General features: G+C 36.6%; 15 protein-coding genes. 5 read left to right on the forward strand and 10 right to left on the reverse strand.

Annotated elements, in window-relative coordinates; all coding sequences use genetic code 11:
* The first annotated feature begins 358 nt into the window (after nucleotides 1–358).
* The gene (locus tag ACIQXW_RS13390; protein ID WP_402762895.1) at nucleotides 359–1,930 is read left to right on the forward strand and encodes a PucR family transcriptional regulator; all 1,572 of its coding nucleotides are present in this window, start codon (nucleotides 359–361) and stop codon (nucleotides 1,928–1,930) included.
* A gap of 143 nt (nucleotides 1,931–2,073) precedes the next feature.
* Here the strand turns inward: ACIQXW_RS13390 and ACIQXW_RS13395 are convergent, their stop codons facing one another.
* Complete coding sequence (locus ACIQXW_RS13395) at nucleotides 2,074–2,865, reverse strand: carbon-nitrogen family hydrolase (RefSeq protein ID WP_402762898.1); 792 nt, start codon at nucleotides 2,863–2,865, stop codon at nucleotides 2,074–2,076.
* 647 nt (nucleotides 2,866–3,512) lie between these two features.
* Between ACIQXW_RS13395 and ACIQXW_RS13400 the strand changes: the two genes are divergently transcribed.
* From ACIQXW_RS13400 to ACIQXW_RS13415, 4 genes are all read left to right on the forward strand, one after another.
* Complete coding sequence (locus tag ACIQXW_RS13400) at nucleotides 3,513–4,211, forward strand: polysaccharide deacetylase family protein (protein ID WP_402762901.1); 699 nt, start codon at nucleotides 3,513–3,515, stop codon at nucleotides 4,209–4,211.
* Nucleotides 4,212–4,285: 74 nt separating this feature from the next.
* Entirely contained in the window at nucleotides 4,286–4,486 is a 201-nt protein-coding gene (locus tag ACIQXW_RS13405) for a hypothetical protein (protein WP_402762904.1), read from the forward strand.
* Between the two features lie 19 nt (nucleotides 4,487–4,505).
* The gene (locus ACIQXW_RS13410) at nucleotides 4,506–4,916 is read left to right on the forward strand and encodes a hypothetical protein (RefSeq protein ID WP_402762907.1); all 411 of its coding nucleotides are present in this window, start codon (nucleotides 4,506–4,508) and stop codon (nucleotides 4,914–4,916) included.
* A 159-nt stretch (nucleotides 4,917–5,075) separates the two neighbouring features.
* Complete coding sequence (locus ACIQXW_RS13415; RefSeq protein WP_402762910.1) at nucleotides 5,076–6,245, forward strand: pyridoxal phosphate-dependent aminotransferase; 1,170 nt, start codon at nucleotides 5,076–5,078, stop codon at nucleotides 6,243–6,245.
* A gap of 57 nt (nucleotides 6,246–6,302) precedes the next feature.
* Here ACIQXW_RS13415 and ACIQXW_RS13420 read toward each other — a convergent pair whose 3' ends face one another.
* From ACIQXW_RS13420 to ACIQXW_RS13460, 9 genes are all read right to left on the reverse strand, one after another.
* The gene (locus ACIQXW_RS13420) at nucleotides 6,303–7,154 is read right to left on the reverse strand and encodes a MetQ/NlpA family ABC transporter substrate-binding protein (protein WP_401019322.1); all 852 of its coding nucleotides are present in this window, start codon (nucleotides 7,152–7,154) and stop codon (nucleotides 6,303–6,305) included.
* Nucleotides 7,155–7,174: 20 nt separating this feature from the next.
* Nucleotides 7,175–7,843, reverse strand: a complete 669-nt coding sequence (locus ACIQXW_RS13425; protein WP_340821078.1) for a methionine ABC transporter permease — start codon at nucleotides 7,841–7,843, stop codon at nucleotides 7,175–7,177.
* Nucleotides 7,836–8,846, reverse strand: coding sequence for a methionine ABC transporter ATP-binding protein (locus ACIQXW_RS13430; protein WP_402762915.1), 1,011 nt, complete (start codon nucleotides 8,844–8,846; stop codon nucleotides 7,836–7,838). Before ACIQXW_RS13430 ends, ACIQXW_RS13425 begins: the two co-directional genes overlap by 8 nt.
* Before the next feature lie 248 nt (nucleotides 8,847–9,094).
* A complete protein-coding gene (locus ACIQXW_RS13435; protein ID WP_340826371.1) occupies nucleotides 9,095–10,294 on the reverse strand; it encodes a glycine C-acetyltransferase in 1,200 nt (399 codons plus the stop codon).
* A gap of 232 nt (nucleotides 10,295–10,526) precedes the next feature.
* Nucleotides 10,527–11,603, reverse strand: a complete 1,077-nt coding sequence (locus tag ACIQXW_RS13440) for a nucleotide kinase (RefSeq protein ID WP_402762917.1) — start codon at nucleotides 11,601–11,603, stop codon at nucleotides 10,527–10,529.
* A gap of 500 nt (nucleotides 11,604–12,103) precedes the next feature.
* A complete protein-coding gene (locus ACIQXW_RS13445; RefSeq protein ID WP_402762919.1) occupies nucleotides 12,104–12,736 on the reverse strand; it encodes a YczE/YyaS/YitT family protein in 633 nt (210 codons plus the stop codon).
* Nucleotides 12,737–12,868: 132 nt separating this feature from the next.
* Complete coding sequence (gene ybaK, locus ACIQXW_RS13450) at nucleotides 12,869–13,363, reverse strand: Cys-tRNA(Pro) deacylase (protein WP_401019329.1); 495 nt, start codon at nucleotides 13,361–13,363, stop codon at nucleotides 12,869–12,871.
* A gap of 24 nt (nucleotides 13,364–13,387) precedes the next feature.
* Entirely contained in the window at nucleotides 13,388–14,179 is a 792-nt protein-coding gene (locus tag ACIQXW_RS13455; protein ID WP_402762922.1) for a putative metalloprotease CJM1_0395 family protein, read from the reverse strand.
* 349 nt (nucleotides 14,180–14,528) lie between these two features.
* Complete coding sequence (locus ACIQXW_RS13460; RefSeq protein ID WP_340821084.1) at nucleotides 14,529–15,101, reverse strand: VanZ family protein; 573 nt, start codon at nucleotides 15,099–15,101, stop codon at nucleotides 14,529–14,531.
* Nucleotides 15,102–15,121 lie beyond the last annotated feature (20 nt).

A 15,121-nucleotide genomic window follows, 5' to 3' on the forward strand; every position in this document is an offset into this window, starting at 1 on the left:
ACCTGTTTGATGTTTCATCTTCCAACGTTCAAAAATGGATGTTATTTAGTCAGTCAGTTACATTGACTTTTTGCGCTGCATTCCACTTCCTGTAAACATCAAAACTCCATTTCCAAGCATGGTTATTATTTGTGTCACCCCATTTGATTGAATTGTTTCTTACAAAAATTTTACATCTTCTAAAAAAGGAATGTAATAGACACTCTGTATAATTCTATGATTTTGTTTTAAACATAATGTAAAATAGAATAAATAGTTTTTAAAAAGTATATGACGTAAATTACTAGCTAAATTATCACTTTTTACTTATGAGTCCATAATTCCCATATACAATACGAACTTTGATTGGAGGGCTACGATGAGTCAATATAAGCTTCAGGTAAAGGATGTATTAGAGAATGCACACTTTAAAAGCGCCGAGGTCGTTGCAGGCAAGGATGGGTTATTACGCATTGTAAAGTGGGCACATGTTATTGAAATTGTACAAGTTGATAATTTCCTAGCAGGGGACGAATTGGTTTTAACGACGGGGATTAGTTTACAGCATATTGAGGACTTTACCTTTTTCGTAGAGTCTCTAATTGAAAAAAACTGTGCAGCACTTTGCATAGAATACGGCACCTATTTACAAACAATACCAGAATCTATTCTTTCACTAGCTAACCGCCATGACTTCCCAATCATCGTTTTTCATGAGACAGTGCCTTTTGTTCGGATTACACAAGATTTACATAACCAGATCATGAATCAACAATATTTTATGATTTCTTCATTAGAAACTTACTCCCAGACTTTAAACAAAAACGCTCTTTTAGGACAAACAGTGGATGACATTCTGCAAACTCTTTATCAAGCGTTACGTACACAAATCATTTTTTCTATTAAAGGTCGGGATGCTATCTTTTTCCCAAATATGCCCCTAGCGAAAAGACAGCATTTATTAAAGATGCCAAAATCAGCAACACAACTTAAACATGAGCCCATTTTTATTGTCGATCAGCATTATGCGGATTTATCCCTTTATCGAGCAGATGGATTATTCTCAGAATTTGAATTACTTATTTTAGACCGTACAGCGACGGCACTAGCACAGCTTTTAATGCGTGAATTTTATATAGAAGAGAAAAGAGATATTGAGGATGCAACGATTTTAGCGGATTGGATCGATCACAAGCTGACGAAAGAGGAAATCTATAAATTTATCGTGTCCCATCATTCTAACTTTACTTATTATAGTAGCGCGGTGTTTATTTTATCTTCACCTTATACAATCATGAAGGTACAAGAGGATATTGTGTATAGCAAGCTTTATTATCGGAATCTATTTGAACAAAATGGCTTTATCCCCTTTTTATTCGAAAGGAAAAGCTATGTTATATTCATTCTACTCCACACAAAAGATTGTAAAGCGAGTCGCGAATTATTAAATACGCTATTTTCTACGCTCCAAAAAACGGATTTTTATAAAAAGCAATTGTCGCAAGGGTATCAGCTAGCGATCGGTAAGGTTGTTTCGGATGTCGAGGAAATTCCAAAGAGCTATCAAACAGCTTTGGAAACATTATATATTTGTCGCAAAGTTCAAACGACATCGTTTTTTTATGATGACTTGCACTTGTACCACCTTATTTACAAATTACAAATGCAAGTGGATTTGCAAGAAGTCATTCAAGATTATTTACAGCCTGTTATTGAATATGATAAAAAATACAACAGTAAACTGCTAGAAACACTCAGAGTTTATTTACAAACGAATGGCTCAAAACAACAAACTGCCAATCAATTGTTTATTGTACGGCAAACACTTTATCATCGTCTAAAGAAGCTTGAAAGTTTGCTAGGTGAAAATTTTATGAAGGGCCACAATCGTATTACACTTGAGTTTATGTTACTTGCCAGTTCACTAATTGAAGATAAAACGCAAAATTGAGTAAGCATCCTAAAATTGTTTGAGTGCCTGGCACTTAACGTAAAAATCCACTTTGATTTTCCGCGCAGCATTTTGTTAGCCGCAGGAATCTTCGTGGATTTTTACTTGGATATAGAATTCAGAATTGTTTGTGTGCCTGGCACTTATTTCTCAACAACGCCGCTATACAATCCAGGTCTACGGTCATCATAAACTGGAATTCTTCCACGTACTTCATCGACAATTGAAAAATCAACATCAATAACTGCTACTTCCTCATCGTCTGCACCAACCCATAATACTTCTCCCCAAGGTTGAATAACCATGGATTGTCCATTGAAGTTTTCTACCTTGTTGGCAATTCGATTAACAGCAATGACAAAGCATTGATTTTCAATTGCACGTGCCTGTAATAATGTTTTCCAATGGTCAATACGAGGTGTTGGCCATTGTGCTGGTACGAATAGAACCTTTGCTCCATCTAATGCATGCGCACGTAACCATTCTGGAAAACGAATATCATAGCAAATAACACCCGCCGCTTCAATATCCCCTAATGCAAAGCGGTTCATTTCATCACCCGCTTCTAAATATAGATGTTCATCCATCAAACGGAATAAATGTGCTTTACTATATTCGCCAACTTGCTTTCCTCCCTTATCAAACGTATACATCGTATTGTAAAATTTATCGCCCTTCTTCGTTGCGACAGAGCCCCCCACAATATGTACACCAAGTTCGATTGCTAAGCCTTGTAGAAACGCCTTTGCTCGCTCTCCGTCTGTATCTGCAAGTTCAGCTAATTTTTCAAGCGCGTAGCCAGTATTCCACATTTCGGGAAGTACAATAATTTCCGCACCTAAACTTGCCGCTTCGCGTATTTTCTCTTCAGCTCTCGCGAAGTTTTCTTCTACTTTGCCAAATCTTACGTTTAATTGAATACAACCTATTTTCATTTTCATTCCCCCGTCCAATAGTTAAAAAATAGTTTTATAATTCAAGATACAAGTAATTCCAAACGCTTCCAAAAGCATTTAGCTTATTACATTACATTTTTCTATACCCCATTATATCATTGAGCGATCTTAGCTTGTCGATGATATGAAGGAAACCTTGCACTATAATTGATTTCGCACAATGTCCATCATTTAATGTCTTATTAATTACTTAGAACACTATAAATATACATATTTATCGTTTAATGACAATAATAATCAATACTGATATACTTATTACATACATAGAATGAATAAAAATCGTTTTCTAGGCAGACCTTTTTAACTTTATAAAAATCTTAATCAAGAAGGAAGGTATTATCATTTATGGACAGCGCATTTTTCGTTTTTTTACCTCTCTTAAGCTTATTAATCTACATAGCTCCAGTTGTTTTTATCATTTGGTTTCTCCTTAAATTTCTTAAAATACAACAAGAGCAAATACAAATCCTTAAAAGTATTTCTGATAAGTTAGATAAGCGCTAAAAAAAGATGGGAATTCCCATCTTTTTTATTTTTTCGATTAACTCTTTTGGACTAGAGGGAAAGCGGCTTTCGAATGGAATTATAAACTGTATTAAAACTTCCAAACGGAAAGAAGGTTTGTTATGAAAAAGAAAGTAACAATCATTGCGACAGGATTTCTGTTAGTTTTTCTCCTATTATTTGGCACATATAAATTAATGAATTCGAGAGCGTATCAGTTGTTTGGGAATATAACGAATAAAGTAGAAACAACTCAAAAAGTGATTGCGTTAACTTTTGATGATGGACCAACAGATAACGTAAAAATGATTTTGCCACTATTAGAAAAGTATCATGCCAAAGCGACCTTTTTTCTAATTGGTGAAGAACTTGAAAAACATCCAGACGAAGCAAAAAAAATTGCAGAAGAAGGACATCAAATTGGCAATCACACGTATTCTCATAATCGAATGGTTTTCAAAACCCTTTCCTACTATAAGGATGAAATTAAAAAAACAGATCTATTAATTCGAAATGCTGGATTTAAAGGCGAAATTGATGTTCGGCCCCCTAACGGAAAAAAACTTATAGGCTTCCCGTATTACTTAAGTAAACATAATAGAGACACGATAACTTGGAATCTCGAGCCAGACAGCTTTTACGACTCGGCTTCAGACAAAGTGAATTATGTGAAAGAGAATGTTACACCTGGTTCGATTATTTTAATCCATCCAATGTATGATAAAACCGATAAAGCACTTGAAACAATTGAAGGCATTTTACAAGAGCTGTCAAATGAGGGCTATACATTTGTTACTGTGAATGAACTTCAGGATTTATAAAACATGTGAGATAGCTTAAAGAGACTAAATTTAAACTAATGTCACTCATTCGAGTGGCATTTTTAGGAGGTAAAATGAAATATATAAAAGGGTTTTTAGGATTCATAATGATGACTTTTGGTAGTATGCTCATTGCTATCACCATAGATGATGTTCTGATTAAGAATATTCTTTTAAGAATACTTGGTGCATTCTTTGTTTTCATTGGAGTTGATATATTACATAGACAACTCCATCCTCATAAAAATAATTCTCACAAAATAAATTACAAGTGAAAAATGAGAGGAGATACTTGTGAGAAAATTAACACTTATATTATCTACTTTATTTATTTCTAATTCGGTATCACTTAGCGCTATAGTTAACGCTGAAGAAAATACGAATTACTCTACAACAGAAAAACAATATGAATATAGCCTCAAATATAATTACGAGGAGATATATGCGTTATTAAAATTGACTGAAGAGGAATTTAATTTATATTGGCAACAAGGGCTTTATATTGCAGAAATGGCTATAAAACAAGGTATTGACAGAAGTGTATTAGAAGAGTATTTTGTAACTTTCCATCACAAAGTTTTACGAGAATGGCAAATACGTGACGAAGTACCTGAACATCTTTACTTCACACAAGTTTATCGATTAAAAGATGAAATCAACAAATTTATTGATCGTCATCTAAATAAAGACCAGGCTCAAAATTAAATGAGGCCTGGTCTTTGCCTTCCGCATAAGTCTCTTTTTAGTCTTCTTCTTACGTTTTTTACCCTTGATAAAGAAAGACTATAGACAATCTATTGAAAAAGTAATAGTATTTGCAACATATCTATAATAATTATTATATTCTGAAAAAGGTGAGCATACATGGAATTATCAAAAAAACTACAGCAACTCCCAACTCAATTTTTTGCAGCACTTGTACAAAAGGTCAATGCGGCACTAACGGAAGGGCGCGACATTATTAATCTTGGACAAGGCAATCCCGACCAACCGACGCCCCCACACATTATTAAAGCGCTTCAAGAGGCAGCAGAAAACCCTCAGCATCATAAATATTCCCCGTTCCGTGGTATTACTGAATTACGCCAAGCTGCAGCTGCGTTTTATAAACGTGAATACAATGTGGATATTAATCCTGATACAGAAGTAGCCATTTTAGGCGGAACGAAAATTGGACTTGTGGAACTGCCAATGGCCGTTTTAAATCCTGGTGACACAATGCTATTGCCCGATCCCGGTTATCCAGATTATTTATCTGGTGTTGTATTAGGTGAAGTTCAATATGATGTGATGCCACTTTTTGCAGAAAATGATTTCTTACCTGACTATGATGCATTGTCTGATGAAGTAAAAGAAAGAGCTAAGCTTCTTTACTTGAATTACCCGAACAATCCTACTGGTGGAACAGCAACACTTGAATTTTTCGAAGAAACAGTAAGGTTTGCTAAAGAGCATCAAATTATCATAGCACACGATTTCGCCTACGGTGCGATTGGCTTTGATGGCAATAAACCAGTGAGTTTCATGCAGGCAGACGGTGCTAAAGATGTCGGTATTGAACTGTATACGTTATCAAAAACCTATAATATGGCTGGCTGGCGCATCGGTTTCGCAGTTGGAAATGCTCAAATTATAGAAGCTATTAATCTTATTCAAGATCATTTATTTTGTAGCCAATTTCCCGCTATTCAGCAGGCAGCAGCTGTCGCTTTAACTTCTTCACAAACTTGTGCTCAGGAACTTAACGCGACATATGAGCGCCGTCGAAACGTCCTAATTGAAGAAGCTCATCGTATTGGTTGGCAAGTAACAGCTCCAAAAGGTTCGTTTTTTGCATGGCTCCCTGTTCCATTAGGTTACACAAGTGAACAATTTGCCGATTTATTACTTGATAAAGCTGATATTGCAGTAGCTGCTGGCAATGGCTTTGGACAGTTCGGTGAAGGCTATGTACGTGTCGGCTTACTTGTTAGTGAAGAACGCTTACGTGAAGCTATTGGCCGAATTGAAAAGCTTAATCTATTTAAACGATAATTTACTAATATAAAGTAAGAAGCACTCGCCATATGACGAGTGCTTCTTATTTCTTTATTATTTACGATTTTCCATCCACTCTGGTTTACCAAAGCCTTTGAAGTCTGCATCAATTACTTCTTCAAATTTAGCCGATTCTACAATTTCAACTAGATCCTTTGATAATTGTGAATCTTTGTTATCAGCCTTCACCGCAATAACGTTTCGGAATTGGTCAGGCATGTTTTCTAAAAATACTGCATTTAGTAAATCTAGCCCCGCTGCTAAAGCAAAGTTACCAGGTACGCCAGCTAAATCAACACTTTCTACTGTACGCGGAAGTGCAGCTGCCTCAATCGGTTGGAATACTAAATTTTTGTCGTTTTTCACAACATCTTTTTCTGATGCTTTTAATTCTTCAATGCTAGGGTCAATCTCGATTAAGCCTTGCTCCTGCAATGATAATAATGTACGTGCTGCATTTGAAGGATCGTTGGCAATTGCCACTGTTGCGCCATCTGGAATTTCATCGATTGATTTATATTTGTTTGAGAAAAAGCCCATTGGTGCTGTTGGTACAATAATTAATGCTTCTAAATCCATGTTGTTCTGCTCTTCGAAGTTTTCTAAGTATTTCGTATGCTGGAATAAGTTTGCATCAATATCGCCATTATCTAAAGCTTTGTTTGGTTGCACATAATCACTGAATTCTACTAATTCAACTTTGTAACCTTTTTCTTCAAGCTGTGGAATAATTGCTTTTTTAAGCATATCGCTATAAGGACCTGCTGTTGCACCTAGTTTAATAGATTTGCTTTCCCCTGCTGCATCTGAACCCTTTTTTGAATCGGATCCTTTGTCGCTTGAACCACATGCTGCTAAAACGACAGCAAGAATGATTGTTAAAAATGCCAGTAATGATTTTCTCATCTTTTCTTTCTCTCCTCTTCTTATCTTTTATCAATTGATTTTGCAAACCAGTCGCCAGCAATTTGTATCGCTTGCACGAGCAAAATTAATATCGCAACGGTAGCAATCATAATTGTATTATCATAACGATAGTAGCCGAATCGGATAGCTAAATCACCGATACCACCGCCACCTACTACACCTGCCATCGCAGAGAAAGCAACTAAACTAATTACTGTAACTGTCATTGCTTGAATGATGCTTGATTTTGCTTCGGGAATTAAAACATCTTTAATAATCATCCACGGTGTTGCTCCTACCGCTATTGACGCTTCAATAACACCTTTATCAATTTCACGTAATGACGTTTCCACTAATCGTGCAAAAAATGGAATGGCTGCAACCGATAAGGAAACACTCGCTGCAATCGGCCCAATTGTTTGTCCAACAAGTAATTTCGTTAATGGGAATAACGCGACTAATAAAATGATGTATGGAATCGATCGAATAAAGTTCACCGCAAAGCCGAACACACTTTTAATTAAACGATTTTCCCAAAATAGCCCCTTATCCGTGACAAATAATAAAATACCAAGCGGTAAACCTACCACGATTGACACAGTTAGCGAGATGCCAATCATAATAATTGTCTCCTGAAAGGCTTTCAATATATCCGGAATCATCTCCATAAAATGCGTTACATCAAACATGCTGAACCACCTCCACAATCGCACCACGTTCGGTCATATAAGCAACAGCTTTCTGTAACTCACTCTGCTCACCTTGTAGCTCCATTAAAAAAATACCAAGTGGTCGTTCTTGTATGTATTCGATTGTGCCATGAAGGAAATTCCCTTTTACGTAAAAACGTTGCATTGTGTCTGCAATAACGCCTTCACCTGCTACATTTCCTTTAAATAAAATTTTGACGATTTGACCATGTACATCTTTTAAAATCGTTTCAGGAATATCAAACGATACAACACTACTAATAAACTCCTGCGTTAATACTTTTTGAGGGCTAGCGAAAATATCATATACTTCGCCTTCCTCTATGACTTTACCATCTTGCATAACAGCCATACGATTGCAAATTTCCTTCACTACATCCATTTCATGTGTAATTAGAACAATCGTAATACCTAACTTATTATTAATTTCCTTTAACAGTCGTAAAATTGACACGGTTGTTTTAGGATCGAGTGCGGATGTAGCTTCATCACAGAGCAACATCGCTGGATTGTTTGCTAAAGCTCTTGCAATTCCTACTCTTTGCTTTTGACCACCACTTAGCTGCGCAGGATAAACATCCCTTTTTTCTGCTAAGTCGACCATTTTAAGCAATTCATCCACTCTTGCAGGAATATCAGCTGCTGGCATATTCGCTGCCTTTAGGGCAAAGGCTATATTTTCGCCTACTGTTTTTTGGCTTATTAAATAGAAGTGTTGAAATATCATTCCAATTTTTAAGCGAGCTAAACGTAGTTCATTTCGTGATAGTTTTGTTAAATCCTTACCATTAATTAATATTTCACCGCTAGTAGGTCGTTCGAGTAAATTTATACAACGTAAAAGCGAGCTTTTGCCAGCTCCCGAATAACCTACTATTCCGAAAATATCGCCACGATTAATTGTTAAGGATACATCATCAACACCGACAACCTCTTTTTTCTTTGAGCTATAAACTTTTGATACATTACGATATTCGAGCATTTTGTTCTCCTTACTCAATTATTCAATAACAATTATAACCTACTATTTCAATATGCTTTATAGAATAGTTCGAATTATGTTATTTGTCAATCTCTTTTGACAATCTATCATATCACCGATTATTTATTTTCCGATTAAATGGTTATAACTTTAGCAATATCTCGAATTTTCGCAGTAAAACTATACGTAATATAAAAATAAAAGAAGGCACTTTCTGTTCAAATTGAACAAAAAGTGCCTTCTATTCCTTATTGAATTACGCCTAATTCACGACCTACTTTTTCATAAATCGCCAATGCATTGTCTAGCATTTCCTTTGTATGAGCTGCTGTTGGCATATTACGAACACGGCCAGTGCCTTTTGGTACTGTTGGGAAAACGATTGATTTTGCATAAACGCCTTCCTCAAATAAGCGACGTGAAAACGCTTGTGTCAGCTTTTCATCACCAATAATACATGGTGTAATAGGTGTTTCAGATTCACCGATATTAAAGCCTAATTTCGCTAACCCTGCTTTTAAGTAATCCCCATTGTCCCATAGCTTATCATGTAGTTCTGTTGAATCAATAAGCATTTGTACTGCTGCAGTAATAGCAGCTACATCACCTGGCGGCAACGCTGTTGAGAATAAAAATGGACGAGAACGGACTTTCAACCAGTCAATTAGATTTTTCTTGCCGGCAACATAACCACCGACTACACCAATTGCCTTTGAAAGTGTACCGATTTGGAAGTCGATTTCTTTTTCTAGACCGAAATGTTTTACAGTGCCTTTCCCTTTACCTGTAACACCTGATCCATGTGCATCATCGACATAAGTAATTAAATCAAACTCTTTCGCAATTTCGACGATTTCCGGTAGTTTGGCGATATCCCCATCCATTGAGAAGACACCATCTGTAATTACCATCACTTTATTATACAAACCTGATTCTGTAGCTTCTTTTGCTTTTGCGCGTAAATCATCCATATCTGAGTGATTGTACGCAATGATTTTTGCACGCGATAAGCGGCATCCATCAATAATAGATGCATGGTTTAATTGGTCTGATAAAATTGCATCGTTTTTATCCATAACAGCTGAAATAGCCGCCATATTACAGTTAAAACCTGATTGATAGGAAATAGCTGCTTCTGTTCCTTTAAATTCGGCAAGCTTTTCTTCTAATTTAACATGCAAATCAAGTGTGCCGTTAATTGTACGAACAGCACCTGCACCCACACCATATTTTTCTGTTGCTTCTTTAGCAATTTGCTTTAATTGCTCATTTGTTGCTAAGCCGAGATAGTTATTAGAGGAAAGATTAATAAGATTCTGACCTCGAACTTGAATAACTGGCCCATTTGCGCCTTCTACTGCGTCAATTTCATTGTATAAGCCTTGATCACGTAAGGCTTGTAAGTTTTCATCTAAAAATGCATTTAGTACTTTTGACAAGAGTATCATCCTTTCTACGATTAGTTTTGTCTCGGCGTCATAATATTCGGATTTTAATTTATGCATGCATCCTACAATTCAAAATCCACGGCTTCTGCCAGAGGCATTGTCTTCATTCAGCTTGCTTTTGACATTCATGCAAATAAGGGGTCATTTGCATCAATTCGCTTTAGCAAGTAGCTATTGAATAAAGATCGACTAGTCTACTCATAGTGTAGCATAAGCAACCAATTAGAATAAATTACTTTGCTAATCTTTCAAATAAAGGAGCCGTTTTTTCACGCCAAATTGCAGTCGATAAACATTGATCCATTAGCTGGCGAATTGTTTTCTCTGCTTCTGCATAACGCGTCGTATAGCCGATTGCATCTTGCATTGCACTTTTATAGTTCACGCGGATTTCTTCAATTTGAGCTTCCGCTTCCTCGGACAAAATACAATGTTGCCCCATATCGAAAATTTCATCCCCTAATCTTCCATCCTGTGGCTCAAATACATGTGGTTCTGTACTATCAAATATGCAAAAGTTTAATTCTGGAACGATGACCATATCCACTGAACCAGCATCTAAGCCACACCAAACAATTTGCGCATCTAGCCCTCTAGCATTTGCCTCGTCAGCTAATCCTTTCATTAATGAGGATTTCCCTGTACCTGGCTTGCCTTTTATCATCAATCTTTTCGCTAAATTTTTCGTCATGCTTTCTACTGTATTTTCTGCACCACGAGGTGTAAGTGTTCCTAATAGTCGATGTGTCCGTCTGCCTGTTTTATTTAAAACGATGGATTGAAAAATATTCGACTTTAAGTTGGTAACTTGTTCATCTAACGCTTGCCAGTCCATGCAACTTTGTGTAACAATCTCCCAGTCATCATGTATTTTTTTTGCGATTTCAAGCATTGTAATACACTTCTCGCGCCACAATTCTCGCTCTTTTATTGCAACGGCTAGCTTTTCGCCAATCTCTTCAAGTCGGTCTTCTTCTAAGCAATCATAAAAGGACAGCACACGATGCTTCGTACCAAATAAAGTTGGTTCAATCCCCCACTGTGAAGACCAAACATAGAGTCGATTACAGCCTCGAATAAATACTCCCTCTATTACGTTCTCTAACAATGCGTGTTGAAACCACTCTACCGCAAAGCCCTGTTTTACATAATAATAGCCGAGCTCCTTCAGAAGTTCTGATCCTTTATATGTTGATGGGCCTTGCAGAATGTAAACTAGTTCCGCTTCATCCATCATTTCTTTATATAAATGTTTAATTCCTTGCCCAGTAAGTGCGTGTCCAAAGTAATAGGTCACATTTCCGTTCAATGTCGCTCCCCCTTTTTTTATGCCATGACATTATATGAACTATCACACCAAAAGATGAAAGGGGAGGCAAATTGTTTGAGTGCCTGACACTAATTGTGTGCGTACCTGGCACTTGGCATAGACACCTGACATAATACAGGCTCCTTACATCGTAAAAATCCACTTCGCTTTCCGCGGGCACAATGTAAGCCGCAGGAGTCTTCGTGGATTTTTACTGGGGTATTAATAAATAGTTTTAGCAGAATTCAGAATTGTTTGAGTGACTGGCACTAATTGTGTGCGTACCTGGCACTTGGCATGGACACCTAACATAATACAGGCTCCCTGCATTGTAGTAAAAATCCACTTCTCTCTCCTTGGACACAATGTAATCCGCATCTGTCACTAACACAGTTTGTTGCATCTTAAGTTACGGACGTTCCCGCACGCATTTTCGTGGATATTACTTCGATATATATTACTAAAAATTTCAGAATTGTTTGAGTGCCTGACACCATAACTTAAAATGGTTTGATGCCTTCCATGCTTCCGATACATTTCATTAAAACTTTCCGACAATACGGTAAGGAAAATTGCACAATATAGCCGGATGTTAGTGCAATAACGACAGTACCAACACCAACAGGGCCACCGAGCAACCATCCGAGAATGGTTACGAGAACTTCAATGCCCATACGTGCTGTTTTAATCGTCCCTCCAAACCTTTCAACGAGTATCATCATTAAAGTATCACGTGGACCTGCCCCCATATTTGGTGCAATATACATTCCACAGCCGAAACTTAAAACAAATAAACCTAATACAAAATAGGTTATTTGTAAGCTATAAATATCAGTTGATGGCAACAGCCAATTAAACACATCAATAAATGAGCCGATAAGTAGCATATTTAGCCATGTACCTATTTTAGGCCACTGCCGTAATACAATCGAGGTTGATACGACGATTAAAAATCCTGTTAAAATAGACCAAGTTCCTATTGTTAAGCCGAAATTTTGAAATAACCCTACATGTAACACATCCCATGGGCTTGTTCCTATAATTTTCCCCTTGATTGACATCGTAATACCTAATGACATAATCATCATGCCCACCACAAAAAACACCCAGCGCCATCCTGTGACTTTTCGCATTTCACTATCCTTCTCTCTATGTATGATATTGCTCTAACTTTATCATCATTTCTATTCCGAAATCTCAGTTTTCGTTAATAATTTAAAATAATCTGAACATAAAATTTCTCCAAATAAAAAACTACCCAAGGATTATTCTTGGATAGTTGTGATTGGAGCAAGTTGTGCCTTAGTCACTGCAAGTAAATCATCTAGTTGAATGTGCATTTGCATACCAATTTTCCCTGCACTAACAATAATACTTCCTTGCGCACTTGCAGATGCATCAACAACCGTAGGATACAGCTTTTTCATGCCAACTGGTGAGCATCCACCACGGACATAGCCTGTATAACCAAGTAGCTCCTTAACTGCTAGCATCTCAATCTTTTTCTCACCAACGACTTTAGCCGCAGCTTTTAAATCAAGTTCTTCCGCAACGGGTATGACAAAAACAAAAAGCTTTTGGGCGCTCGCCTTTGCCACTAATGTTTTAAATACAGATGATACAGGATGTCCGATTTTCCCAGCTACTGACACCCCATCTACTTGACCGTCACCTGTCTCGTATTCTAAAACGTCAAATTGTATTTTTTGTTGCTCTAATAGTCTAATTGCATTTGTTTTTGTATGCTTCGCCTTTGCCACAATTAAAATCCCCAATCTATACCATTAAGCTGTCATTGAAAACGTCGAGTTGTCTCCATATAGATAGCCGCTTTTTGCCATTTGAATATGCGTAGCATATTTTGCAGACGCTATTTTAAATGTCCGTGCTTTCATTGCCTCATCATAACTCTTACCGAAAATTGTATCTGCAAATGGGTCCAAATTCAATTCCTTCGAAAATCGTTCTGGCACCTTTACATCAGTTGTTTCCGTAACATAAGGTGGTTCAAGCTCATTAAGCACTGTTTCATCTAGCTCTGTACCATTCTGAATTTGTTGCATTTGAGCATCTGCACTAGCCGCTATACGTAAATCTTGTGGAGATGGAACTATTGGTGTTAGCGCAGCACTTCGAACCTGCTGTAAAATTTGCAATGTGTCCGCGGCCTCAGTATCCGTATCCATTACTGCTTCAGGCAAATCATCTAATGCTGGATATCGGTCATCTGATGCTTTTAGCCGTGATGAAGAAGGAGATTCTCCAATATCACTGCCGATTGTTTTATATGCTTGCTCATGAGCTCTTACACTTTTTTCAGTTTGTTGTAAATCTTGAATCATAGCCTGTTGCTGTGGCGTTACTTCCTTAGATTCTTCTTTATGTTGCTCATATAAATCTTGATCTTGGCGGCCTAATAATAAATTTTCGAGCTCTAGCAATATTTTATTTTTTTCTGGTTGGAAGTACTGTGCATTTTTTCGATAAGCATCACCAGCCTCTTTACGCTGAAGGATTTTCTTACGGTTATAATGAGCAGATTGTCTTTCTTGCTCCATCATGTTTGATAGTTTCATATCATCACCTCGACTTTCTTTTTAATATGCAAGTTTAGTAGTAAATATGAACAACTCTCTATTAACTATTTTTATTCAAACGGAATGGTTTCTGTACTTTTATTATCGGAATTTTCTCTCTTAAATTCAAGCAATAATTACTACTAACCTCCTAAAGAAACAATACCCCGAATTTTATATAGGTAAAAACACCTTGTTAATAAGAGTGTTTTTATTATTATTATATTTCTTTATTACTTTTTCATTTATTTTCATTGAAATTTATCACATTAAACACTTGTAAAATAGTGTTTATAGCGAATAAAAAACAGCCCATTATTAAATGGACTGTTTCTTCTATAATCGAACTTTATGAACGTTTTTTCGGCATGATAAGCACACATTTATAAGCTAAGTATCCAAACCATGCGCCTAGCGTATTTAAAATCAAGTCATCAATATCTGCAGAACCAACTGTAAAAATAAACTGCACGGTTTCAACAGCAAGGCTAGAGAAAAAGCCTATACAAATAATAACCCATGCCTTTCGAAACCTCTTTGACAGTAGTGGTAACAAAAAGCCCATCGGTGTAAATATTAACAAATTGCCTAATAAGTTTACGACAATCAAATCTAAATTAAAATATTGTGAGTAATTGATATAACGTAAAATTGTTTCAAACGGTATAAAATTTGTCGTTACTCGCCAGCTACTATAATCAAACAAACCAATCTCACTTAAAGAATAATCGCCACGGAACAACATAATACAAACATCCACTAAACGATTAATCACTAATTTGTAAAAGGCGATAATTGTGTAAAAACTAAAAAACACCCAGCCTATTACTTTTAGCTGCATATAATACGTATCAATCCACGCTCGAAATGGTAATGGTAGCTTGGCATCACCTTGGATACTAGATATATTATTTTTTGCCATGCTAATTCACCCACTTCCTC

The organism is Lysinibacillus sp. NPDC097162 (assembly GCF_044762185.1).
In the GTDB taxonomy this organism is placed as follows: Bacteria; Bacillota; Bacilli; order Bacillales_A; family Planococcaceae; genus Lysinibacillus.

Excerpts from the sequence above, each read along its gene's own strand:
- ACIQXW_RS13390 (WP_402762895.1), top strand. The coding sequence starts at position 359 with ATGAGTCAATATAAGCTTCAGGTAAAGGATGTATTAGAGAATGCACAC.
- ACIQXW_RS13395 (WP_402762898.1), bottom strand. The coding sequence starts at position 2,865 with ATGAAAATAGGTTGTATTCAATTAAACGTAAGATTTGGCAAAGTAGAA.
- ACIQXW_RS13400 (WP_402762901.1), top strand. The coding sequence starts at position 3,513 with ATGAAAAAGAAAGTAACAATCATTGCGACAGGATTTCTGTTAGTTTTT.
- ACIQXW_RS13405 (WP_402762904.1), top strand. The coding sequence starts at position 4,286 with ATGAAATATATAAAAGGGTTTTTAGGATTCATAATGATGACTTTTGGT.
- ACIQXW_RS13415 (WP_402762910.1), top strand. The coding sequence starts at position 5,076 with ATGGAATTATCAAAAAAACTACAGCAACTCCCAACTCAATTTTTTGCA.
- ACIQXW_RS13420 (WP_401019322.1), bottom strand. The coding sequence starts at position 7,154 with ATGAGAAAATCATTACTGGCATTTTTAACAATCATTCTTGCTGTCGTT.
- ACIQXW_RS13425 (WP_340821078.1), bottom strand. The coding sequence starts at position 7,843 with ATGTTTGATGTAACGCATTTTATGGAGATGATTCCGGATATATTGAAA.
- ACIQXW_RS13430 (WP_402762915.1), bottom strand. The coding sequence starts at position 8,846 with ATGCTCGAATATCGTAATGTATCAAAAGTTTATAGCTCAAAGAAAAAA.
- ACIQXW_RS13435 (WP_340826371.1), bottom strand. The coding sequence starts at position 10,294 with ATGATACTCTTGTCAAAAGTACTAAATGCATTTTTAGATGAAAACTTA.
- ACIQXW_RS13445 (WP_402762919.1), bottom strand. The coding sequence starts at position 12,736 with ATGCGAAAAGTCACAGGATGGCGCTGGGTGTTTTTTGTGGTGGGCATG.
- ACIQXW_RS13455 (WP_402762922.1), bottom strand. The coding sequence starts at position 14,179 with ATGAAACTATCAAACATGATGGAGCAAGAAAGACAATCTGCTCATTAT.
- ACIQXW_RS13460 (WP_340821084.1), bottom strand. The coding sequence starts at position 15,101 with ATGGCAAAAAATAATATATCTAGTATCCAAGGTGATGCCAAGCTACCA.